The 24,215-nt window shown below is 65.3% G+C and carries 12 protein-coding genes, 1 tRNA gene and 1 pseudogene; 3 read left to right on the top strand and 11 right to left on the bottom strand.

The window, feature by feature from the left end:
* Nucleotides 1-46: 46 nt before the first annotated feature.
* From gltB to ABDZ92_RS03975, 5 genes are all read right to left on the bottom strand, one after another.
* Nucleotides 47-4,591 carry a glutamate synthase large subunit gene (gene gltB, locus ABDZ92_RS03995; RefSeq protein ID WP_125961271.1) on the bottom strand — a complete coding sequence of 1,515 codons (4,545 nt, stop codon included), beginning with the start codon at nt 4,589-4,591 and terminating at the stop codon, nt 47-49.
* Nucleotides 4,588-5,331 (bottom strand): DUF2059 domain-containing protein, encoded by a 744-nt coding sequence (locus ABDZ92_RS03990; protein WP_125961269.1) that lies wholly within the window; start codon nt 5,329-5,331, stop codon nt 4,588-4,590. The genes gltB and ABDZ92_RS03990 overlap by 4 nt, the downstream gene beginning before the upstream one ends.
* Complete coding sequence (locus ABDZ92_RS03985) at nt 5,328-6,809, bottom strand: NAD(P)-dependent oxidoreductase (protein ID WP_125961267.1); 1,482 nt, start codon at nt 6,807-6,809, stop codon at nt 5,328-5,330. Before ABDZ92_RS03985 ends, ABDZ92_RS03990 begins: the two co-directional genes overlap by 4 nt.
* A 154-nt stretch (nt 6,810-6,963) precedes the next feature.
* Entirely contained in the window at nt 6,964-7,764 is an 801-nt protein-coding gene (locus ABDZ92_RS03980) for an undecaprenyl-diphosphate phosphatase (RefSeq protein ID WP_125961265.1), read from the bottom strand.
* 20 nt (nt 7,765-7,784) lie between these two features.
* Nucleotides 7,785-8,714, bottom strand: coding sequence for a complex I NDUFA9 subunit family protein (locus tag ABDZ92_RS03975; RefSeq protein ID WP_125961263.1), 930 nt, complete (start codon nt 8,712-8,714; stop codon nt 7,785-7,787).
* Between the two features lie 173 nt (nt 8,715-8,887).
* Here ABDZ92_RS03975 and ABDZ92_RS03970 point away from each other — a divergent pair.
* Nucleotides 8,888-8,974 (top strand) — tRNA-Leu (locus ABDZ92_RS03970).
* Between the two features lie 164 nt (nt 8,975-9,138).
* Nucleotides 9,139-10,358: pseudogene (locus tag ABDZ92_RS03965) on the top strand (tyrosine-type recombinase/integrase).
* A 12-nt stretch (nt 10,359-10,370) separates the two neighbouring features.
* Here the strand turns inward: ABDZ92_RS03965 and ABDZ92_RS03960 are convergent.
* The 6 genes from ABDZ92_RS03960 to ABDZ92_RS03935 all read right to left on the bottom strand — a co-directional run bounded on the left by ABDZ92_RS03960 (nt 10,371) and on the right by ABDZ92_RS03935 (nt 22,738).
* Nucleotides 10,371-10,592 (bottom strand): helix-turn-helix domain-containing protein, encoded by a 222-nt coding sequence (locus ABDZ92_RS03960; RefSeq protein ID WP_125961261.1) that lies wholly within the window; start codon nt 10,590-10,592, stop codon nt 10,371-10,373.
* A 429-nt stretch (nt 10,593-11,021) separates the two neighbouring features.
* Nucleotides 11,022-12,872: a DUF262 domain-containing protein gene (locus tag ABDZ92_RS03955; RefSeq protein WP_125961259.1), complete on the bottom strand. Its 1,851-nt coding sequence runs from the start codon at nt 12,870-12,872 to the stop codon at nt 11,022-11,024.
* A gap of 12 nt (nt 12,873-12,884) precedes the next feature.
* Entirely contained in the window at nt 12,885-13,916 is a 1,032-nt protein-coding gene (locus ABDZ92_RS03950) for a virulence RhuM family protein (protein WP_125961257.1), read from the bottom strand.
* Between the two features lie 307 nt (nt 13,917-14,223).
* A complete protein-coding gene (locus ABDZ92_RS03945) occupies nt 14,224-15,693 on the bottom strand; it encodes an OLD family protein (RefSeq protein WP_125961255.1) in 1,470 nt (489 codons plus the stop codon).
* Complete coding sequence (locus ABDZ92_RS03940) at nt 15,693-19,781, bottom strand: Eco57I restriction-modification methylase domain-containing protein (RefSeq protein WP_125961254.1); 4,089 nt, start codon at nt 19,779-19,781, stop codon at nt 15,693-15,695. Before ABDZ92_RS03940 ends, ABDZ92_RS03945 begins: the two co-directional genes overlap by 1 nt.
* Nucleotides 19,778-22,738 carry an SNF2-related protein gene (locus ABDZ92_RS03935; RefSeq protein ID WP_343761729.1) on the bottom strand — a complete coding sequence of 987 codons (2,961 nt, stop codon included), beginning with the start codon at nt 22,736-22,738 and terminating at the stop codon, nt 19,778-19,780. The genes ABDZ92_RS03940 and ABDZ92_RS03935 overlap by 4 nt, the downstream gene beginning before the upstream one ends.
* On the opposite strand from ABDZ92_RS03935, the gene ABDZ92_RS03930 reads away from it, so the two are divergent.
* Nucleotides 22,661-22,933: a hypothetical protein gene (locus ABDZ92_RS03930; protein ID WP_343761735.1), complete on the top strand. Its 273-nt coding sequence runs from the start codon at nt 22,661-22,663 to the stop codon at nt 22,931-22,933. The two genes, ABDZ92_RS03935 and ABDZ92_RS03930, sit on opposite strands and share 78 nt — an antisense overlap.
* Nucleotides 22,934-24,215: the final 1,282 nt, after the last annotated feature.

Below are 24,215 nucleotides of genomic sequence, written 5' to 3'. Positions count from 1 at the left end.
CGCAAAAGAACCCCCGGTCCGGCGGGAAGCCGGACCGGGGGTTTGGTTATTCCGCTGCGACCATCGCTTCTTGCGATGCCTCGGCCGGCGTATCCGACAGCGGCTGCGCCAGGCGGGTGAGCATTTCCTTGGGCACCACCTGCCAGAAGCGGGTGCGGCTGCGGTCCCAATCCTCCAGGATCTCGCCGGACCAGCGGCTGTCGGTGGCGCGGTGGTGCTGCTCGACCAGGTCGCGCAGCATGCCTTCCCAATGCGCCGACTGGAGGCGCTGCCAGACGATGCTCTCCGGATTGGCGTGGCGGGGGAAGCGGTCCTCGGCGTCGTAGACGAAGGCCATGCCGCCGGTCATGCCCGCGCCGAAGTTGGTGCCGGTGTCGCCCAGCACCACCGCGATGCCGCCGGTCATGTATTCGCAGCCGTTGGCACCGCAGCCCTCGACCACCACCGTCGCGCCTGAGTTGCGCACCGCGAAGCGCTCGCCGGCCTGACCCGCGGCGAACAGCCGGCCCGAGGTCGCACCATAGAGCACGGTGTTGCCGACGATCGTGTTGTGCTGGCTGACGAGCTTGGAACTCACCATCGGGCGCACGACGATGACGCCGCCTGATAGCCCCTTGCCGACATAGTCGTTGGCGTCGCCGAACACTTCGAGCGTGATGCCCTTGCACAGAAAGGCGCCGAGCGACTGGCCGGCGGTGCCGCGCAGGCGGATGGTGACGTGGCCGTCGGCGAGCTTGGACATGCCGAAGGTGCGGGTGATTTCGCTCGACAGACGCGTGCCGACCGCGCGGTGCGTGTTGCGCACCGAATAGGTCAGCTGCATCTTCTCGCCGCGCGAGAAGACGGCGGCCGCGTCCTTGATCATCTGCGCGTCGAGGCTGTCGGGCACCTCGTTGCGGAAGGTGTTGAGCGAGAAGCGGCGCTCCGCGTCGGTCGCGTCGACCTTGGCAAGCACCGGGTTCAGGTCGAGGTCGTCGAGATGCTCGGCACCGCGGCTGACCTGGCGGAGTAGTTCGGTGCGGCCGATCACCTCGTCGAGGCTGGAGACGCCGAGACGGGCCAGGATCTCACGCACTTCCTCCGCGATGAAGGTCATCAGGTTGATGACCTTCTCGGGCGAGCCGGTGAACTTGGCGCGCAGCTTCTCGTCCTGGACGCACACGCCCACCGGGCAGGTGTTCGAATGGCACTGGCGCACCATGATGCAGCCCATCGCCACCAAGCTGAGCGTGCCGATGCCGAACTCCTCGGCGCCCAGGATCGCGGCGATGACGATGTCGCGCCCCGTCTTGAGCCCGCCGTCGGTGCGCAGCGTGACGCGCCCGCGCAAGCCGTTGAGGGTGAGCGTCTGGTTGACCTCCGACAGGCCCATTTCCCAGGGCGTGCCGGCGTATTTGATCGACGTCTGCGGGGAGGCGCCGGTGCCGCCGACATGGCCGGAGACCAGGATCACGTCGGCGTGTGCCTTGGCGACGCCGGCCGCGACCGTGCCGATGCCGGCCGAGGACACGAGCTTCACGCAGACCCGGGCGCGCGGGTTGATTTGCTTGCAGTCGTAGATGAGCTGCGCGAGATCCTCGATCGAATAGATGTCGTGGTGCGGCGGCGGCGAGATCAGCGTCACGCCGGGCGTCGCATGGCGCAGCTTGGCGATGAACTCGGTCACCTTGAAGCCGGGCAGCTGCCCGCCCTCGCCGGGCTTGGCGCCCTGGGCCACCTTGATCTCGATCTCGTCGCAGGCGTTGAGATATTCCGCCGTGACGCCGAAGCGGCCCGACGCGATCTGCTTGATCGTCGAGTTGGCGTTGTCGCCATTCTCGTACGGCTGGTAGCGCGCCTTGTCCTCGCCGCCCTCGCCCGACACCGCCTTGGCGCCGATGCGGTTCATCGCGATCGCCAGCGTCTCGTGCGCTTCCGGCGACAGTGCGCCCAGCGACATGCCGGGGGTGACGAAGCGCTTGCGGATCTCGGTAATCGCCTCGACCTTCTCGATGGCGATCCCCTCGTCGGGATAGTTGAACTCGAGCAGGTCGCGCAGATAGACCGGCGGCAAGTCGCGCACCCCGCGCGAGAACTGCATGTAGGTCGAGAAGCTGTCGCGGGCGACGGCCGACTGCAGCAGGTGCATCAGCTGCGCCGAATAGGCGTGGGTCTCGCCACCATCGCGCTGGCGATAGAAGCCGCCGATCGGGAGCGTCGCCACGCCGCGGTCGAACGCCGCCTGGTGCTTGAGCATCGCGCTGTAGTGGAGCGAGTGATAGCCCTCGCCCGAGATCTTCGCCGGCATGCCGGGGAAGAGGTCGTTGACGAGTGCGCGCGACAGGCCGACCGCCTCGAAGTTGTAGCCGCCGCGGTAGCTGGAGATCACGGCGATCCCCATCTTCGACAGGATCTTGAGCAGGCCCTCGTTCACCGCATGGCGGTGCTGGCCGAGGCACTGGTCGAGCGTCATGTCGCCGAACAGGCCGCGGGCGTGGCGATCGGCGATCGCGGCTTCCGCCAGATAGGCGTTCACCGTCGTCGCGCCGACGCCGACCAGCACCGCATAATAGTGCGTGTCAAGGCACTCGGCGGTGCGGACGTTGACCGATGCATAGGCGCGCAGGCCGCGGCGGACGAGGTGGGTGTGGACCGCGGCGGCCGCGAGCACGCCGGGGATGGCGACGCGATCGGGGCCGACGTTCTCGTCGGTGAGGAACAGCTCGCTGCGGCCTTCGCGCACGGCCTGCTCGGCCTCCTGGCGGATGCGCTGGATGGCGGCGCGCAGCACTTCATGGTCGTCGCCGACCTCGAAGGTGCAGTCGATCTCGGCCGACTGGGCGCCGAAATAGCGCTTGAGCCGCAGCCAGTCCTCGCTGGTGAGGACCGGGCTTTCGAGCACCAGCACCGCGTTCGGGCGGCCCCGGGTGTCGAGGATGTTGGAGAAATTGCCGAAGCGGGTGCGCAGCGACATGACGTGGCGCTCGCGCAACGGGTCGATCGGCGGGTTGGTCACCTGGCTGAAGTTCTGGCGGAAGAACTGGCTGACCAGCCGCGGCTTGTCCGAGATGACGGCAAGCGGCGTGTCGTCGCCCATCGAGCCGATCGCTTCCTTGCCCCCCTCGACCATCGGCGACAGGATCAGCTCCATGTCCTCCAGCGTCTGGCCGGCGGCGACCTGGCGCCGCGCGAGCTCGGCGCGGTCGTAGCGCGGCAGCTGCTCGCCGGCGACGGGGGCGAGATCGTCGATGGTCAGGAAGTTCTGGATCATGGACGCGTAGTCGGCCTCGGCCGCGAGCTGGTCCTTGATCGTGCGATCGTCGAAGACGCGGCCCTCGTGCAGGTCGACGGCGATCATCTGGCCCGGCCCCAGCCGCCCCTTGGCGAGCACCGTCGCCTCCGGCACAACGACCATGCCGGCTTCGGAGCCGACGATCAGCAGGCCATCGTTGGTCTGGGTGTAGCGCAAGGGGCGCAGCGCGTTGCGGTCCATGCCCGCGACCGCCCAGCGGCCGTCCGTCATCGCAAGCGCGGCCGGCCCGTCCCACGGCTCCATCACCGAGGCGAGATATTCGTACATGGCGAGGTGAGGGGCGGGCAGGTCCTCATTCTCCTGCCACGCCTCGGGCACCAGCATCAGCTTGGCGGTGGGGGCATCGCGACCGGAGCGGCAGATCGCCTCGAACACGGCGTCGAGCGCAGCGGTGTCGGAGGCGCCGGCCGGGATCACCGGCTTGATGTCCTCCGAGCGTTCGCCGAACGCCAGGCTCGCCATCTTGATCTCGTGGCTGAGCATCCAGTTCTTGTTGCCGCGGATCGTGTTGACCTCGCCATTGTGGGCGAGGCAGCGGAACGGTTGGGCCAGCCACCATTGCGGGAAGGTGTTGGTGGAATAGCGCTGGTGGAAGATCGCAACGCGGCTCTCGAACCGGTCGTCCTTCAGGTCCGGGTAGAAGTCCGAGAGGGACTCCGCGAGGAACAGCCCCTTGTAGATGATCGACCGGCACGACAGCGAGCAGATGTAGAAGCCGCTGATCTGCGCTGCGATCACGCGCTTCTCGATCCGGCGGCGGACCAGATAAAGGTTCTTTTCGAACTCGGCGGCATCCACGTCGTCGGGCAGCGGCCCGGCGATCATGATCTGCTCGATCTCCGGGCGGGTGGCCTGCGCCTTCAGGCCGATGACGGACACGTCGACCGGCACCTGGCGCCAGCCATAGATGGTGTAGCCGGCGTCGATGATCTCGCTCTCGACGATGGTGCGGCAGGTCTCCTGCGCGCCGAGATCGGTGCGCGGCAGGAAGATCATGCCGACCGCCAGCCGGTTCGGACGCATGCGGTGGCCGGCGAGCGACACCGCATCCTCGAAGAAGCGCGTGGGGAGATCGACGTGCAAGCCCGCGCCGTCGCCGGTCTTGCCGTCGGCATCGACCGCGCCGCGGTGCCAGACCGCACGCAGAGCGTCGATGGCCGACTGGACGACGCGGCGCGAGCTGGTGCCGTCGGTGGCGGCGACCAGACCGACGCCGCACGCGTCGCTCTCGAACTCGGGGCGGTACATGCCTTCGCGGGCGAGGCGCTCGCGCTCCGACTGGAGGGTGGGGGTGGTCATTCGTCGTCTCCGATCCCAAACTCGTTCAGGACGGAAGCCAAAGCCTTCTCCGTCTCTGCCTCTTCCCAAGGGGCGTTCTCGTCATACCAGGCGAGGGCAATCGCCTGGGTTTTTGGCGCCACGGCCTCAATGCGAGGGATCAACCCACTTTTGCCAAACACCGTCAGGATCTCCTGATCCTCTGCCGTCATTTGTTTCGCGAGTTCGGGTTTCACAGCAGCGATGTCCTTCAACACCGATGCCGGGCTGATTTTCAGATCTGGTGAAGCAGTCATTTCGGCGAGCATGGCGTTCGGGCGTACCGCGTCGTTCATGATGGCGATCAGCTTCTGCCCGGTCGGGGAGCTGTAAAAGTCGATGAGGGTCATCAGATCGGCGTCATTGAAGGTGCTGCCGTACAAGATCGCCTGGCGGCGCTGCAGTTCGGGCAGCCGCTCCCGTTCCGAGCGATTGATGATCGGCAAGATGGCGCTTGCCATAGCCTTCATCAAACCAGGATGCTTTCGCTCCAGGCTGACAAGCTCCGGCTCTCCCTCCGCCAGCTGCCGGATCAACGAGACCACCTTGGTGTCATCATCACCGTCGCCGATGATGGATGCCTCGCTGTTGAGCAGTCTCGCCAGCGTCAGTGCGGCCTCCCGAGGAGCGGGGCTGGAGATCTCCGCAGTTGGAAGCACGACAGGCGCAGGCGGTGCCTGGCCGATCGCCACTGCCGCCGTGAGCAGCAGGGAGAGCATCATGCCGCGACCATCGTCGCCTGGCGCTCCGGCACGGGGACGGCGCCCGCCTTTGCGGCCTTGGCCTTTTCGCGCAGGTAGCGGTGCATGTGTTCGGAGACGTCGCGGCCGTCGCGGATCGCCCAGACGACCAGCGAGGCGCCGCGGACGATGTCGCCGGCGGCGAACACGCCGTCCAGGCTGGTCATCATCGACTTGCCGTCGACGCGCAGCGTGCCCCAGCGGGTGACGCCCAGATCCGGGCTGCCGAACAGGGTGGGCAGGTCCTCCGCATCGAAGCCGAGCGCCTTGATGACGAGATCGGCCTCCAGCACGAACTCGCTTCCGGGATCGACCTCGGGCGCGCGGCGACCGGTGGCGTCGGGGGCGCCCAGGCGCATGGCCGTCGCGCGGACGGCGGTCACCTTGCCCTCGCCCTCGAACGCGGCGGGGGCGGAGAGCCAGACGAACTCGGCGCCTTCCTCCTCGGCATTGGCGACCTCGCGCTGCGAGCCCGGCATGTTGGCGCGGTCGCGGCGGTAGAGGCACTTCACCGAGGTCGCGCCCTGGCGGATCGCCGTGCGCACGCAGTCCATGGCAGTATCGCCGCCGCCGATCACGACGACCTTCTTGCCCTCGGCATTGAGCGCGCCGCCGTCGAAGGCGGGCACCGCGTCGCCGAAGCTCTTGCGGTTGGAGGCGGTGAGATAGTCGAGCGCATCGACCACCCCGTCGGTGGCGACGCCGGGCGCCTTGATGGCGCGCGGCTTGTAGACGCCGGTTGCGACCAGCAGCGCGTCGTGGCGCTGGCGCAGTTGCTCCAGCGTCGCATCGCGGCCGATGTCGAAGCCTTCGTGGAAGACGATGCCGGCGTCCTTCAGCCGCTGCACGCGGCGGGTGACGACATGCTTCTCGAGCTTGAAGCCGGGGATGCCATAGGTCAGCAGGCCGCCGGCGCGATCGTGCCGGTCATAGACATGCACCTCATAGCCCGCGGTGCGCAGCCAGTCGGCAGCCGAGAGGCCTGCGGGGCCCGCGCCGATGATGCCGACCGACTGGCCGCGCTCCGGGCCGACCGCGACCGGCTCGACCCAGCCCTCGTCCCAGGCCTTGTCGGTGATGAACTTCTCCACCGAGCCGATGGTGACGGCGCCGTGGCCGGAGAATTCAATGACGCAATTGCCCTCGCACAGCCGGTCCTGCGGGCAGATGCGGCCGCAGATCTCGGGCATGGTCGAGGTGGCGTTGGAGAGCTCGTACGCCTCGCGCAGCCGGCCTTCCGCCGTCAGGCGCAGCCAGTCGGGGATGTGGTTGTGAAGCGGGCAGTGGACCGAGCAATAGGGCACGCCGCATTGCGAGCAGCGGCCGGCCTGCGCCTCTGCGGTAGGCGTCGCATAGCGGTCCGCGATCTCGCGAAAGTCCTCCGCGCGCAACTCCGGCTCCCGCTTGGCCGGATAGGCCTGGGGGCGCGCAACGAACTTGAGCATCTGGTCAGCAGCCATGACTTCCTCCGGCGTGTGCGAAAAGCACAGCCGGAGGGCCAAGTCACGCAATATTCTATCGTTAGGTCAGGAGTGCTGACCTTGTTCTTCGCAGAAGCTGCTGGAGTTGCGAAACGCTCGCATCTTCAGCGAAGAAGATGTGGCCGTTCCGGACCTACAGCTGCGACAGCCAGACGATGGCGATGCCGCCGGCGACGATTCGATACCAGGCAAAGGGGGTGAAGCCGTGGCGGGTGACGATGCCCAGGAACCAGCGGATCACCAGCAGCGCGACGACGAACGAGACGACGAAGCCGATCGCGATCGCGAGCCAGCCGTCGCTGCCGATCGACTCCGCATTCTTGTAGAGATCATAGGCGGAAGCGGCGAGCATGGTGGGGACGGCGAGGAAGAAGCTGAACTCCGCCGCGGTCTTGCGATCGACGCCCAAGCCCAGCGCGCCCATGATGGTGGCGCCCGAGCGGCTGACGCCCGGGATCATCGCCAGGCACTGGATGAGGCCGATGCCGAGCGCCACCTTCCAGCTGATCTGCTCGACGTCCGTGGTCCGGGGCGTCTTCACCAGCCGTTCGATCACCAGAATGGCGATGCCGCCGACGACCAGCGCTACCGCGACCGTCATCGGGCTCTCCAGCATCGCCTTGACCATCTTGTAGACGATCAGGCCGATCACGGCAGAGGGCAGGAAGGCGAGCGCCACGTTGCGGGTGAAGGCGATCGCGCGCGGATCGCGCCGGCCCAGCCCCACGAACACGTCCCAGAAGCGCCGCCAGTAGAGCACGATCACCGACAGGATCGCGCCCAGCTGGATCACGATCTCGAACGTGCCCGATGCCTCGCCCTTGAAGCCCAGCAGGGCCCCGGCGAGGATCAGGTGGCCGGTCGAGGAGACGGGCAGGAACTCGGTGACCCCCTCGACGATGCCGAGGAGGATGATGGTCAGGAGATCGGTCATGAGCGTCCCGTCAAAGGCCCTCAGGCCGTGTGCGCGTGGCGCGAGAAACGGCCGTAGCGGCGGAACTGGACCAGCCACTGCGGCGCGACCGATTCGAACGGGGTCGGGGTGACGCCGAGCTCGACGAGCCCTTCCGCGCCCGGCGACACCAGATTGTCGTGGCCGAGCATGCGCAGCTGGTCACGCGTGATCGGCGTGCCCGGAAGCGCCGCGACCAGCCCGGCGGTGCCGGTGCCGAGCTCGACGGTGCGGATCTTGCGATCGAGCAGCGATGCGATCTGCCGGATCAGCTCCGCCATCGACAGCACGTCCGGGCCGCCGAGTTCGAAGGTGCGGCCGCCGAAGCGCTCCGGATCCTCGAGCGCCGCGACCGCGGCGGCGGCGACGTCCACGACATAGACCGGCTGGAAGCGCGTCTTGGGCGCGATCACCGGCACCACCGGCAGCTTCTCGACCATGCGGGCGAAGCGGTTGGCGAACTGGTCCTCGCGGCCGAAGATCAGCGACGGGCGCAGGATGGTGGCGTTGGGGAAGTGCTGACGCACCGCCGCCTCGCCCTCGCCCTTGGAGCGGGCATAGGGGGTCTCGCCCTGGGCATCGGCACCGATCGCCGAGAAATGGACCAGCGCCTCGACCCCGGCGGCGCGGGCCGCCTCTGCGACGGCGGCGGCGCCCTTGGCCTGGACGGCGTCGGCGTCGCTGCCGAGCGTGCCGGCGAGGTTCACCACCGCATCGGCACCCATCATCGCGCGGGCGATGGTATCGGGGCGGCGGACGTCGGCCGCGATGAACTGGGTCTGGCCCAGCGCGCTCTGGGTGCGCAGGAAATAGGCCTGGCGCGGATCGCGTTGCGCGATGCGCACCCGCGCGCCGCGGCGCAGCAGGGCCTGTGCGACATAGCGGCCGACGAACCCGCCGCCGCCGATCAGCGTGATCACCTTGTTCTTCATCGTGCTTGCCTTGGTCCGCCCAGGTTTTTTCGCAAGTCCAGCCCATGCCGCGCCCAGCCCCGAAGGGCAAGGGAGCGCGGGCCGGTGCGAAAAAACGCAGCGCTCGGGAAAAAGTCGTAACGGGGCTGTTGACACCCCCGGCAGGGACCCGTAGAGGCGCCGGCCTACCCCGTGCCCAGATGGCGGAATTGGTAGACGCACCAGCTTCAGGTGCTGGCGATCGCAAGGTCGTGGAGGTTCGAGTCCTCTTCTGGGCACCATTTGTTCTTCCGCCGGCGTCCGCCGGCTTCCAAAAAGCCTCAGAAAGCCGACGGTTTAGCGGACTGCCGGTCCGTAGGCGTCCGCCCGCGGGTCTGGGTTTCCGAGAACAAATCGGGTATGCTCAGGGTATCAAAAATCGTATGCTCTGTAGTGAGATACCCTCATGCCTCTTTCAGCATTGGCCGTGTCCAAAGCGCAGGTCCGGGACAAAGCCTACAAGCTCAACGATGCCGACGGCCTCTATCTGTTGGTGACGCCGCAGGGCGGCCGCTACTGGCGGCTGAACTACCGCCTGAGCGGCCGCTACAAGACGCTTGCTCTCGGCGTATACCCGAAGGTCAGCCTCGCCGACGCGCGGGAAGCACGTGACAGGGCGCGAAGCGCACTGGCCGCGGGCGAAGACCCGTTCGCGCGCAAGAAGCGGGACAAGCTGATCGCTTCGCTCTCGTCCGCTACCACGTTCAAGGACATCGCGGAGGAATGGCTGGCGAAGGTCGAGAAGGAGGGTCGAGCCGATGTCACGCTCGGCAAAATCCGGTGGCTACTCGACTTCGCCTATCCGCTGATCGGTGACCGTCCGATCGCCGACATTCTGCCGCTGGAGCTGCTGGCCGTCCTCCGCAGCGTCGAGGGGCGCGGTCGTTATGAGAGCGCCCGCCGACTGCGGAGCGTCAGCGGCCGGGTGTTCCGCTACGCCATCGCTACCGGACGGGCGCAGCACGATATCTCGTCCGCGCTGGGCGACGCTCTGATCACCCCAAAGGTGACCCACCGCGCGGCAATCACGGACCCGGTTGAGGTCGGCGTGCTGCTCCGCGCGATCGACGATTTCACCGGCCATGCGACGACACGGGCGGGACTTCAACTGGCCGCGCACCTGTTCGTGCGACCCGGCGAGCTGCGCCATGCCGAGTGGTCGGAGATCGATCTAGACGCCGCCATCGGGACGATCCCGGCCAACAAGATGAAGATGCGCCGGCCGCATCGCGTGCCGCTTTCGATCCAGCGCTGGAGATCCTAACCAACCTTCGTGGCATCACCGGCGCGGGTCAGTACGTGTTCCCGAGCTTCTACACCTCGCGTCGTCCGATGTCGGAGAACACGCTCAATCAGGCGCTCCGTCGGCTCGGCTATACGGGCGAGGAGATGACCTCCCACGGCTTCCGCGCGATGGCGAGCACGCTGCTCAATGAGACGGGCAAGTGGCACCCGGATGCGATCGAAAGGCAGCTCGCGCACGTCGAGGGCAATGGTGTTCGCCGCGCCTATGCGCGCGGCGAACACTGGGAGGAGCGCGTCAGGATGATGCAGTCCTGGTCCGACCAGCTCGACGAAATCCGGTCGAGCGGGAAGGTCCTGAAGGGAGCGTTCGGCAGGCGTTGAGCTTGCCGTCCGTCACCTTCGTGCCTTCTCGATCAGCTGTCTCAAGCTGGCGAAGGTGATCAGCGTGCAGGTGCCGATCTTCGCCGTCTCGACATCACCCGAAGCGATCAGCTCGTAGAGCTTGGATCGCCCGATCCCGGTGAGCCGCATGGCTTCTGGGATGCGAACAGCGATCGGCTCCAGAGGCGGCGCCGGAGCCTCGGTGGGCGCCTGCAGCGGGAGCTTATTCCGCATCGGAAGCGACATCCTCAGCCATGACTTTGAGCTCGAAGGGCGCACCGCCGCTCATCCGGGAGATAGTTGTTTCACGGTGTGGCATTCACGTCTCCATCAATCGGATGGAGAATTGTCGCGCATCGCAAGGCAGGCCCGACGTAGCACCCTAAAAGGCTGTAGGAAAACGCTTTGGCTCACCTGAGCGGGCCCGCCAAACGCGGCCGATTGCAACGCTTTGCGCAAGTATAACGCCGTCTAACGAAATGAATGGTTGTGTATAACGGCTAATGGCTTGCATATGCAGCTACTTAACCTGCGGCGTCGCCGCGTAAGGTGTGCATGAGAACGAACGCGAAGATGTTCGCCTAAGCTGATTGTGGTGCAGCGCCTGAAGTGCCGCGCCGACGTTCCGGTCGGACGCTTTTGAAGCACGATTTTCTATACCAATCAGGCGGCCTGAGCTGCCACGGAACCGGACGGTGCGCGCCAGATCTTCCGAGCCACCTCGAACAAGGCGGCGCCCCGGTGCGTGATAGTTGTCTCGTCCCAATGATCGTAGGCGTTCAGCTCGCGATTGAGCGCGAGGCTTGTCTGTGCCCTCAGCTTGGGCATCTTGATTTCGAAGGGAGCGTTGGAGGCGGAGCTATTTAGCGCGGACGTCAGCAGAGTCAGGTTGCCGATGTTGTTGACGAACTGCTCGCGCTGCGTCTCGCGCATCATCTGGTCGACATCGACGTCCCCAGGCGCGAGGTGGTCGAAACCGGGAACCGGCCAGTGCTGCCTCCACTTACGGGGCATGATGTGCTCGACCGTCAGCGCCGACTTAATTTCGATATCCTCGTTCAGCACGCTCCGCTTGGCGCGCTCAAGAGCCTCGAAGAGGTAGCGCAGGCGACCCTGGCGGCTCGGCTTGTACTGATCGTGACCGAGCCAAGCTCGCTTCCACTCGTCATCCGCTGGCCACCGCGCCGTGTCGATTTGGCCGCTCGACAGGTACTGCTGCAGCTCTTCAAGGGTGGAGCCAACCGACGTCCGCAAACGCTCGATTGCAGCCACGAACAGGCGGTTATAATTACCCGTGGGCAGGCCGCAGATGTCGCGGCGCAAGATGAACGACTCGATCATGCCAAGCGCGGCTTCTAGGCCTGCGCCATCGAGCTTCGCTCCCGTGACGAGGTACAGTACAAGCGGCATCGCCGTCGAAACGTCGAACGCCTGGGCGAACCGCCCGAAACGTCCGAGCAGGCCGGAGCCCTGCTCCGCAACCCAGCGGTGGACGGCGGCGCTTTCGGAAATCGCCTTCAGTTCCGCGGTCACGTCCGCGAACGGCTGTTTAGTCAGAACCCAGCGGCGATAGCTCTCGAAGAGCTGGTCGACGGAGACGAGATCCGCCTTTTCCATCGCGAGGTGGTCAACCAGCAGCCAATCGAGCCGTGGACGGGTGAGGCGGCCGCGCGTGTCGCCTTCGCGCCAGAACCAGCCGTCCAGCGGCAACCAGTAGGTTGCATATAGATCGTCGATGCTGAGCGAGCCGTCCTTCTGTCCCATACCTTTGGCGCGCTGGAAGATGAAGTTGCGCATCAGGTCGCCGGCGGTGAGATCGACGCCGCGGCTGTTCAGCGTTTCGAAGATGGTCTGCGGATCGTCGCCGGTCTCCAGCTCGATCGACACCGCCGCTAGGCCGCTCTTCAGCGCCTCGAACAGCTTCTCCAGTCGGAACTCGTCGAAGCTCTCGTCCTTGCCGACATGCTCCTCAATGCGCGCGCGGAACCAGGCGTGCGCAGCCGCGGCCGGGCGGACTCCGTCGCCGTCCTCGATCGACGGTGCGGCGATCTTGGCGAGGTCCGCGGCGGAGTCGATCAGATGGACGAATGCGCGGCGGTCCGTCGCGGTCGGCCAGAGCTTGTACCGCTCCACGTGCGGCGTCTCCATGACGCCGTCGTTAAGCAGGTGCTTGTCGATTTCGGCCGCATAGCCGGAACCGTGCGCGGCCGCGACATCGCGGATCGCGGCCAGCAGGAGCTGGAAGGTGGTGAGCCGCTGTTGCCCGTCGATCACCTCATAGGCGCGGACCTGCTTGTCGAACGTCTTGATCTCCGCGATCACGATTGCGCCCATGAAATGCGGCGCCGCGCCGACCCGATCGGACGCGAGCCGCATGACGGCGCGTTCGATATCCTCCCACAGCAGCTCGAGCTGCGGCTGCACCTTCCAGGCGTATTGGCGCTGGTAGAGCGGAATCAGATAGCGCTTCTTGCCGTCGAACAGCTCTATGATGGATTTCGCGTAGGGACGCATTCATCCTCCCCCTCAGTCTAAGGTCCCGTCCGATCGGCGGCTCCGCTTCGCCAATCGCGCCGCTTGCGCTTCGATCGCTTTCAGATCGCGCTCGGCGGCCGCGTCCGCCGCTAGCCGCTCCGCATCGCGCCGGGCGACGTCGAACCGCTCGTACCGCTGGTGCGCGATCGTATCAGCCTGGGCGCGGCTCACTTTGCCGCCGCCCTGGAGCACCGGGAGGCCGAGAAAACGCAGATACTCGTCCACCCGGCTCTCCCAATCGGCCATAGTCATGGCTTGTCGCCTGCTCGCCATTTCCTCGCCGATATCCAGGTAGGCCGATACGATGCGGTTCAGCCGCGTCATTTCCTCTTCTAGAAGGTAGTTCTTGGCGGTGGTCACATCGCCCTTGCGGACGCGGCTGCCCTTCCACGCGGTCAGCCCCATGTTCGGCTTGGCTGCGTCCGCGCGGGCCACGATCAGCTCGGGCGCGGTCGCTCCAGTAACGGCATATTCCAGCTTGTTCTGGACAGCGGCGAAGAACGCCTTTGCCCGCTCGCTGTCGCCGTTATAGTCGGAGGCGGTCGAATACAGGTCGCAGACCTTTTGGTAGAAGCGCTTCTCCGACGCCCGAATTTCACGAATGCGTTCGAGCAGCTCGTCGAAATAATCGAACGGCTCCGGATCGGAGAGCCGCCGCGTGTCGATCACGAAGCCCTTAACCAGATACTCGCGCAGCTGGGTAGTCGCCCAGCGGCGGAACTGGACTCCGCGCTCGGAGCGGACGCGATAGCCGACCGCCAGGATGGCATCGAGGTTATGGATCGCCGTCCGATAGGCCTTTCCGTCGGCGGCAGTAATCAAGGATTCCTTGACAACTGCGTCCTGCACCAGTTCGCCCTCATCGAACAGGTTGCGCAGATGCAGGCTGACGTTCTGCTTGCTAGTGTCGAACAGCTCAGCGATCTCGGCTTGGGTAAGCCACACCGTTCCGTCCGCAGCGCGAAGCTGCACGCGGGCGAGCCCGTCCTCGGTCTGGTACAGGATCAGTTCGCCGTCAGGCATCTAAGATTAGCTCCGGTCGTGATGTTCCCTCTATGATCTTCGAAGCCGAGCGCGCGCAAGCCTCACGTTCGGCGGTGCTACCAACAAACCGGGACCAGTCGTGCGAAACATGGGCGAAGATCGTGCGCGGTCGGGTAGGGCGTCCAGTTCGTCTCCGAAAACCTCCCCGTTGATGGCGCGCAAGACTTCTCCGGGAAGAGCGTCGACTGCTCCGATCGATGCACCTGGCGCGAAGGCGGCCGAGCGTTTGCCGTCGAACACCTCGATGGTGGATTGCGCGTTGCGACGCGTCGATCCTCCGAGTCTCTCACGACCTCTTACAGATTTTCACCAAACCTTTGACGGCGAGAATGGCCGCCTGGACATCGGCTTTCGACACAGGCTGTGTCGGATCGTGCGAAAGAGGATTGAGTATCAGCTTCTTGTAGCGTTTTACCTCTGTGAAAGCTGCGACATGGGTTGGATCACCGGCTCCATGCGCCTCTGCACGGCGAAGCAGTTCGTCTAGCTTGATCTTTTTGGGCTCGTCTGTGTACGCGAACTGGATGCCATGGTTTTTGCAGTAGCGTCGCAGGGTCAGCTCGCATGCAGTCCGGGCATAATTTGCCGCGGCGGCAGGTTGATTGGTTTGAAGGAAGTGGCTCGCCTGTTTGAGCGTTTCGTCGACCAGATTGTCCGCGCTTTCCCACACAAGTGGGCGAAGCAGGCCATCTCCATCGGTGTTCTCGTAGATTTCGACTGATCTCCACGGTTCGTTGAGCAGCTGTTCTCTCGCCATCTCGAACCAGAAGCGATCGTGAGTCAGCAATATGATCTGCCAGCCTTTGAACGAGTCCGCGACGACGTCGAGGACGGGGCGGCGATGCGAATGATCGAGGCTGATTAGCAGATCGTCGAGGACCAACAGTCGCAGGTCATCGTTGACCGGAACCGAGGCGAGCCGGCCCGCGAGGTAGATCGAGATTGCGAGCGCGGATTGTCGGCCTTCATTGAGGAAGCGCTGAGGCGCACCCGGATCGTGGGTGCGGAAGCGGACCTGCGCCGTTAGCGTCTCGTTGCCGAGCTTGTCCGCCTTTCGGTCGTAAGTGACGCCGAAGTAGGTCAGCCCGATCAGCTCCAGAGAATCGCGACCGAACACGTCGAGTAGCCGCCGGAGCAGGGCTTTGGCGTGCCCCTCGAGTGCGCCGACCGCTTGATTCATGCCGTCATTGAAGCGGGCCAATGCGCGCTCGACGACGTCCGCGTGGTCTCGGTAGCGCCGCAGACCTGATTTGCCGGCGTACTGCTCCCGGCGGGCGAGCGCTTCGTTTAGCGCCGTCCATAATTGGCCAACCGTTTGACCGGTCCCACCAATGGTGGCCTCGTAATCGGCGAGCAGCCGTTCCACGGCCACCTTGAACAGGTTAGGCCGATCGTCAGGTGTGGCGCCGGTGTTCATCTCGGCAAGCCGCGTATGGCTGAGGAAAGCGGATCGGCGCGCGATATCGTGCACGTCCTGACCCGGGTGACCAGCCGCGGACCAACTCAGCTCCCTCCCATCCGTTAGGGTGACGCGGACGTTAGGCTGCGGCGGGTCTGTGAACACGTTCCGCGACGAAAGGATGTCCTGCTCCTCGGTCGAGAACAGGCCACGCAACGCGCGGTAAATGGAGGATTTCCCTGACCCATTCTCACCGTAGACCAGGAGGTTGCATCCGCCGATCCGGATGTCGGCCGGCGCAAGCGCCGGAAAGGCACGGAAATCAGATACGACGATACGATCGACCCGAACCGGCATCACACCCCCTCAATGATGCGAACCGCTTCCAGCGATCGCAGGCCGAATAGCGTTGCGTAGAGCGGGGTTGCGGGGTCGGCGAGTTGGCGGGACCAGCTCTCGGCTGCCTGCGCAAGCGTGAGCCCTGTCAGCGAGGTCAGCGCCTCCAAGTTCGCGTTGCGGGCGGCGCGGAAGGGGGAGAGGTTGGCGGCGGCGAGGTCTTCGGGGAAGAAGAGTTCGTAGACGAAGGCGTTGATGAGCGCCTCCAGCCGGGCGCGCTCGCCCGCGCCGGCCAGGATCGCATCCACCGCGGCCGTGACCAGCGCCTCCTGCTCGGGAGTGGCGGGCGGGATGGGGAGCTTGCCGACGTACATCGGCTTGAACTCGTAGAAGCCGCCCTGCTTTGACGCGAACTCCTGTCGAGTGATCCACCACGAGACGGACGAGTTGAGAACGGCGAGCGTATAAGACGGGCGGTCTGTCACCGCGATGCTGGTCTTGTCGTTGCTGAAATAGGTGCCGTCGTCGCTGGCGTAGGCGACACGTTTTTCGATTGCAGGAATGATGATTTTTGGCTGCTCGAACTCCTGCCAGTATGCCACATTGTCCTGGATTTCATACCAGCGGTAGCTGCCCGCCTTTCGGCCTGCCCAAGGCTTGGAAGAAGGCCAGCTTGCTGGTTTGGGTTCCAGCTGCTCGTGGAACTGCTCTAGATGTCTCTTCACCGCCGGATAGCGATCGATATTGATCCGGTGGCGGCTGAAGATTAGCCATAGGTCCTTTGACTCCACCCGCCACCGCTTCACGTCGCGGCCGCGCAGGAACGGTTTGACGATCTCGGCGCTCGCCGGGTCGGCGGCGATCAGCTCGGCGCGCTTGTTGCCGTCGATCACGAAGGCGTCGTTCAACCCGGTTTTGATGCCGTAGTAGAACCGCCCGCCGCACCACTCGGCGAGCGGCATACCGCGCTCGCGGAGGCGGCGGAGCAAGTCGCGCTCGGCCTGCGGCTCGAACTGCCAACTCGTGGACGCCAGCGCCGCCTGGGGCAGGTCGAATGCCTCGCGCGCGAAGCGCTCCGGAAAGCGTTCGACCGGCTCGCCCGCCGTCCAGTTCATCACCCGGATTGTCTCGGACGGGGCCGGCCTCGCGGGCGCGACCTTGCGCGTCGCGATCAGGATCGTGGGGTACGCGATCGCTTCGAATACAGGGGCGTCGCCGAAGTCGACGAGCTTGAGGACGCGCGCCTGCTCGACCAGCCAACCGCGCAAGGACTTGCCATAGCCAGCTCGGTACCACTTGTTGGACGTGATGAAGGCGAGCGCACCGCCCGGCTTCAGCAGCCGCAGCGCGCGCTCGTAGAAGTAGACGAACAGGTCCGCGGTGCCGGCATAGGTGGCGTAGTCGCGCTTGAGCTGCGGCTTGGCGACGACCGGCTGGCCGTTGATCAGGAAGCCTTCGATTTTCTCCTGGCGCACATAAGGTGGGTTGGCGAGCACCAGGTCGAAGCCGCCCTCGCTCGCCTGCGGCTCCAAGCCGAACATCCATTCGCCGTCGAAGAAGGGCGCGAACGCGTTTGGATCGAACGGATCCCATTTTGCCAGCGCCGCGATCTCCTCATTCGGGTAAGCGTCCGCGCCCGCCAGCTCGTCGGCGATCTCCCGGCGTAGAACCCTGATCCGCTCCTGCGCGCGCCGCTTGGCCGCGCCGTTGGCGGCGGCGAAGAAGGCGCGGCTCGCTTCACGCAGCGCTCGCTGCTTGGCGAACGCTTCACGGCTCGCCAGCGTGCCCTGGCGCTTGTGGAGCGGGGTCAGCGTGTTCGCGGCGACGAACTTGGTCTCCAGATTGGGAAGCGGCGTCACCCCACGATTGGGCCGGCCGTCGTCGATCACCTGGCTGACCGCTAGGCTGATGAAGCAGCGCAGCTTGGTGATCTGCACCGCCACTGGCTGCACGTCGACGCCGTGGAGCACGCGCTCGATCAGGTAGAGCTTGCGCGTGTAATCGGCGGTGTGGCCGCTGGCGTAGGCGCGTTCGAACGCCGCGAGCGCCTCCGTCGCGCTCGCCAGCTCGGCTTCGCGGTCGGACGGCGAGGGCATCGCCTCCGCCGCCGCCAGTCGCGCTTCAAACGAAGCTCGGTTGCGCGCCTTCCATTTCTCTCCACCAGGGTCGAGAAGCCCCAGGACGTGGACCAGCTTCTGGAGCAGCCCCAGCGGGAACGCGCCCGAACCAACGGCAGGATCGATGGCGCGGCAGGCCTCGATGGCGGCGATGAGCTGGTCGGCTTGCGCAGGCGAGAAGTCGTGATCGTGGCTGGCGTAGGAGAGAAGGTGGCGAAGCTTGGCCTCGATGGCCGATAAGCGGGACCCCGGATCGGAGGCCGGGGTGACGGTGGGGGTGGAGGCGCTTCTCGCTTCATCACCCCGGGCTTGACCCGAGGTCCCGCTCGTCTCAAGCGCCAGCTCACTGCGCGACGGGCCGAGATCGAAGGTCGGCGCGGCGGGCGACATGCCCCGCTCCGCGTCCCCTGCTCCGCCATCCAGCTTCGGCATGAGCCACGCCACCAGCGCTTCGTCGACCATGAAGTCGACCACCTCGCGCGGCGTGTAGAAGCTGCCCGACTTGTTGCGCGCGGTGGTGCGCGTGTCCTCGTTGTAGGAGGCGAGCAGGTTCTCAAAGACCTTGCCAAGCAGCTCCGGGTCGAGCGCCGCCTCCTCTTCAAGCGGCGTGTTTTCTTCGACGGTGAATTTGTAGCGCTCGAAGAGCTCAATTAGGCCGGGGACGTCCTTCGGCTTGCCCCTGCCGTACCAGCCCGACAGGTCGACACCCTTTTCGCCGCCGAAGAACAGCCGGTTGGGCAGGCGCGGCTGCTTGGCTTCCTTCTCGGAAAATCCGTCGACCCGGAGGATCAGCGCCTGCCCCTCGCGCTCCGCGAGCTTCTCGCGCGGATCGCCCGGCTCGACCAGCACGTCCAAGCATTGGAAGAGCCCGCCGTTTAGAAAGGGGACGTGATCGAACAGCTGAAGCGCCTGTTCTGGATCGCGGAACATGGCCTGGTGCCGAAACACATTGTGGCCGAAGAAATCGGCCGATCGCCGCTCGCTCGATCGCGACAACCACGCCCGCTCTCCCCACTCGGTGTTAAGCGTCGCGAAGAACAGGTTCTGAAGGACCGCGAGATAATAGTTGTGGCGTTCCCCATGCTCGTGGGGCGGCTCGGTGAGCAGCGCTTCCAGGCCCTCCCGACTGAACAAGGCGGGCGAAACCAACCCCTTCTCCTTGATAAACCAAACGAACATCAACCGCGTCAGCAGCCGAATAAGTGCCGTCTCCTTGGCGCCCTCGCCGTTCCCCTGACCTTTCGGAAACCTCACGCTGTCGAGCGTGCTCGCCCAGGCGAACCAGTTGGCGAGCTCGCCGTAAAAGCGCCTATTGAGCTCGGCCGCGGACAAGGTGTCGAGCCACGCGTCGTATAGCGTACGGAAATCCGCAATCGTCCGCTTGGAGCCGAGCGCGCCTAACGACAGATCGGTCAGGATCTCCAGATGCGCGCGATGGGGTTGGCGAAGGTCGATGTCCTTGATCAGGCTGATGCGCCCGTCGACAACCTGCGCGCCTTGAAGGCGTCGATGGTCGCGCCGGTCGATCACCGCGATAGTGGCGCGGGGCGACCCGTCCTCTCCCTCGTGACGGAACAGGAGGATGGCGGGCATCGACGTGGCGCGATTGAATACGCGTACGGCGTCCGTCAGCTCCTTGCGCCGCCACGCACCCGCCAGATCGGCGCTCACGAACAGGAACGAGTCGATCGCGCCGCGTTGCACCCGATCGCCGGTGCCGGGTTCCGCGCCGCGGCTGAGCGCCGGCAGCTCATCCCCGGTGAGCTGGAAGACGAGGTCGAGCGACCGCCACTCGTCGAACCGTGGCAGCCGGGCAGCATCGATCTCTAGCGCCTGCGCGAAGCTGGCGGGCTTTCCGCCGGTATCCAGCGTCTTGGGGCTGTCGTAACCCAGCGCCCGCAATATGCTGGCCGCGCGCTCGCGCCATGGTCCGGCGTCAGCGGCCAGCAGGGCGGATCGAATGGCGACTCGGCGCTCGACCTGCGCGCTCATCGGGTCTCCTCCGCCCTGACCACCAGCCAGGTGACGAGTTCAAAGTCCTCTGTCCCTTTCGGCTGGGCTTCCTGGTTCGCAAGCTTGCCGCCGCGTAGGGCCGCCAGTGCGCCCAGCGCCCGTGCGCCATACTCCCCGGTGATCGACCGCACGGCCGCTTCGACCAGCCCCGTATATCGCTCCATGCGCGCACCCTGCTCGGTCTCGCGATCGAACGCGGCGCACAGCTCTTCGATCGGCGCATTCCGTCCGACGCAAAGCGCCTGGAAAGCATTCAGTACGGTCTTCGGCTGCGCGAAGCCGTGCCGGATAGAGCCGTCGTCACGAACGTATAGCAGGTAGAATGGATCGAGCGGAGCGACCTTGGTCGAACCTCCATCCGGCTCACCACGGCGCTGCAAGCAGAAGATCGCGCCTGGTTCCAGCCTTCCGCCTTCCACGTGCGAAGGCACGATCGCATGAAGGCCGAACGGCGCATCCGCCAGGGCGTCGCGGTGCTGCTTAACATGGTGGAGCAGGTCGGCGCGGAACTCGTCGAGCGTGAACTCCGTCAGCCCGACGCCGTGGCCGGCATCCTCCAGGTCGAATACCTCGTCCTGGAGGCGGCGGAGCTGGCCGTCGCGCCAATGCAGGTCGGCCTCCGCCGCGGTCCGCGCCTCCGCCAGTAGATTATCTTCCCCCGTCGCCGAAAGATCGACCAGCGCCATGCGCGCTTCCACGCGGTCCTTGAGGCTGAGATAGCGATCCAGGTCGGCGGTGGGCCAGAAATTGACCATACGGATGCTGTCTGCCACCGCGCCGATGCGATCGATCCGACCGAAGCGCTGGATGAGGCGCACCGGGTTCCAGTGAATGTCGACGTTCACCAACCGGTCGCAATCCTGGAGGTTCTGACCCTCGCTAATGCAGTCGGTGGCGATGAGCAGGTCGATCTCGCCGTCCTGCCGCAATGCCTTCAGCGCCCCACGCCGCTTCGACCGCGGGGAAAAGTTCGTCAGCACCTCCTGGAATCGCGCCCGGCCGAACGTGGCCTCACAGCGACTACCCGCGACCAAGCCGACCTCTACTCCCAACCCCTGGGCGAAGGGGCGGAGCTGCTCGTACAGATAGGCGGCGGTGTCGGTATAGGCGGTGAAAAGGATCAGCTTCCGGTTGGGCGATCCGTCTCGGTTGCGCGTCGGGTTCGCCACCTTGTCAGCGACCAGCGCCTTCAGCTCCGCCAGCTTTGCGTCGCGCTCCGGGGAAATCTCGCGCGCTTGTGCCGCAAGCTGGGCGATCAGCTCCCGGTCATGGGCGAGATCCGTCGCCCAGCGCTCGACATCGATGTGACGCAAGTCGTACCGCAAGCCGCGTCCGACCTCGAACGCGCCGGCGAGTTCATCGTCGCCGTCCAGCTCCTCGGCATCCGACGGCTCGTTCCCGCCCGTGTTCTCCTCCGCGATCTCAGCGCGGAGCCGAGCAATGTCAGTAAGCCGCGTGTCGATGCGCGCCTCCATTCGGTCCATGGTCCGGCCGAACGATGCGATCGAGCTCTCCAGCCGCTTCAGGAAGCCGACCTTCATCATCGCGATCAGGTAACGTTCGCGGTTGGCCTGGTCGAAGCCGGATGGCCTGCGCCCTGCCTCGTCGTACCGCGCCTTGTGCTCGTCGAGCACGTAGCTGAACGGATTGTAGAGCGCGAGCTTCAGGCCGCTGATGCCCGCATCCACCTCGGCGAACGAGGGAAAGGCGCGCGCGCGGTCGATCTCGACAAAAATGGATTGAGGCCGCTCGCGGGTCGGAAATCGTCCGATGCGGTCGAGCGACGCGGCGTAGTGACGCTCGATATGGCGGCGCGACCGCGCGATCGACACGCCGTCCAACAGGGTGGTCAGACCCGTCGGTAGCGTGTTCATCAGCGCCATCGGATCGCGGCCGCCCCTGGCGGACCACGCGGCAAACTTTCGGCGGGCATCGCCGATCAGGCCGGGAAGGTTGGGCACGCCAAGTGGCTGGAAGGCGTCGGTCCGGTCCTGCGCGACCAGGTCGAGTTGCGCCTTCAGGTCGAGGAGGTCGTTGTTGACCGGGGTGGCGGACAACAGCAGTACTTTGGTCCGTACGCCGGGCTGCAAGGCTTTCTCGATCAGTCGCCGATAGCGCGAGCCGCCAGCGTTGCGAAAATTATGCGACTCATCAATGACGACCAGGTCGTAATCTGACCAGTCGTGCGTCGACAGATCGACGTTTCCGACGTGCCCGGTCTCCCGCGACAGGTCAGTGTGCGACAGGACGTCGTAGCGGAAACCGTCGGGCTTGAGCGGGTTCAGCTCCGCGTTGTTCGACAGGTACGCCGTCCAGTTCTCCCGCAGCTTCTTGGGCGCGAGCACCAGCACCCGCTTTCGGGCGGACTCGAAGTATTTCACCACGGCCAACGCCGTCAGCGTTTTCCCGAGACCCACGCTGTCCGCAAGGATGCAGCCGTCATGCCGGTCGAGCTTGCCGAGTACCGCGCGCACCCCGTCGCGCTGAAAATCGAACAGCATGTTCCAGACCGCGCTGTCGGTCAGCGCTTCCGTCCCACGCCCCTCCAAGTCCTGATCGAGTAGGTAACTCTCGAACAGGTGGAACAGCGTTTTGTAGTAGATGAACTCAGGCGCGTTGTAGGTGTACAGCCGCTCCAAGCGCGCAAGCACCTCCGCCTTGACGTCGGTCGTCAGCGTGTCGTCGTTCCACGCTTCGTCGAACCAGGCGAGAAGGTCCGCCCGGTCTCGGTCGCCGTCCACGACCAGGTTGAGCTCCAGGTTCGGCTTGTCGGTGAAGCCCAAGCCGCGAAGCGTGAAATTGGAGCTGCCGATCAGCGCGTGCTCGCGTGCGCCATCGTGCACGTGAATCATCTTACCATGAAGCAGGCCGGCGCGGCGGACCGACCTCACCTCTACCTTGGCCCGAATCCAGTTCGCGCATCGGTATGCTTCCATCCGGGCGCGAAGCTGCTCAGTGAGCGACAATCCCTGCTCGGTGATCGCGAAGGCTGGCGGGCTAAGCGCATCCGCGTCGGCAATGGACAGAAAACGCGGTTCGCCGAACAGGAAGCGCACGGCCCCCGTAGCATCAAGAGCCTCCCGGTGAGCACCGTGAGCCGCAGCGGTGAAGTAGGCCGAAACGATGGATAGCTTGCTCCCCGGCCGAACCGTCGAGGTCACAAACTCATGAACCGAGCCGCGCGAGCGATTATCGCGAATGCCCGAAAAGCTGTTCTTCAAATCCGATCCCGCCCCAAACACGCAAAGCGCACTAGCTTTGTCGTTTCAACATGTTCCCGATGCCGGCGCCGGCCGCAAGAGGGCGCGCGCATGGTGACGGCGCAATGCCGTCCATGACCTTATGGCTGTCCATTCCTATGATGTTCAATGGGGCTGTCGTAGCCACTGAACGAAGGCGAGCGACCCGGGGCGGATTACCCTTAGGCTCGATACGATCGATCGTGGGCTGGCTTTCAGGCGGCTTATAACCGTGAGGTGCTCGAAGTAGCAAAAAATTGCAGCACCCTTCCGCAGCCCACAACACCAACTCCGTTCCGGAGAGGCCCTTTCCCAGCCTTCCGCTGGCTTAGACGTTCAAGCAATTAGAGATAGGCAGCGACTCCGGACTTCGCCTTTCACCCAAACTCGCGATAGGTTGGAGCAAGTGAAGTCGGCACGACGTCCAGCAGCGTCGCTCTGAGCGGCGCGCGCTAAGCTGGATGGCGAGCGTCCAAACCGTGGAGGATAGTTGACAACTCGACGCAGCATTTACACGGTTCGGTGCAGGCGAAGGCGGCGGCTCAGGACAGGGTGCTTTTGGCATCGACCCGTCCAAAGAAAGCGGCTTGAGGGTAGAAGCGGGGTAGAAAACCGTACCCTAATTTCCGGATAGGCGCCTTTAATCAAAACGATAGTCGGCGCATGTGAGTCCTCTTCTGGCACCACTCTTCCCGCGCTACGCGCGTTCGGGAAGGCCGGTTTTTTTCACCTGTTTTGACAGCGAAGGCGAGGCGAGGGCGCCCGGCTCTTCGATGCGATCCGACTGCGCATCGTTTTTGACGGCCCGCGGCCGCCCGGCTTGCTGGAAGCGCCCCAAGCTGACCTACATCCACATTGATCCGGGACTTTCGGACGAGCTTGCCGCCCGGTGCGATCTGGCACTTGTTCGAGCGCATTTCGGTATCGCCAAAGGTCACATTTGCGAGGCTAGCCGTGGCGCTTCTGGCGCGCGCGATACAGGAAGAACTGCTTCGATCCAGGCCGCGACAGGCGGTCAGCGAGGCTTCGGCGCGCTCCGGGCGGAGGCTGGTGAGGGGCTTGAAGAGCTCGGCGCCTTTTGAAATTGCTGCCCGGGAGTCCCCCCGGGTATCGAGGACAACACTGTATTCCGGAAGCCTGCAGACAGCGGCGATGCGCGGGGTGCGCATCATTG

The sequence above is a fragment of the Sphingomonas molluscorum genome (assembly GCF_039522995.1).
In the GTDB taxonomy this organism is placed as follows: domain Bacteria; phylum Pseudomonadota; class Alphaproteobacteria; order Sphingomonadales; family Sphingomonadaceae; genus Sphingomonas; species Sphingomonas molluscorum.
This window is presented reverse-complemented; position numbering and strand designations above follow the sequence as displayed.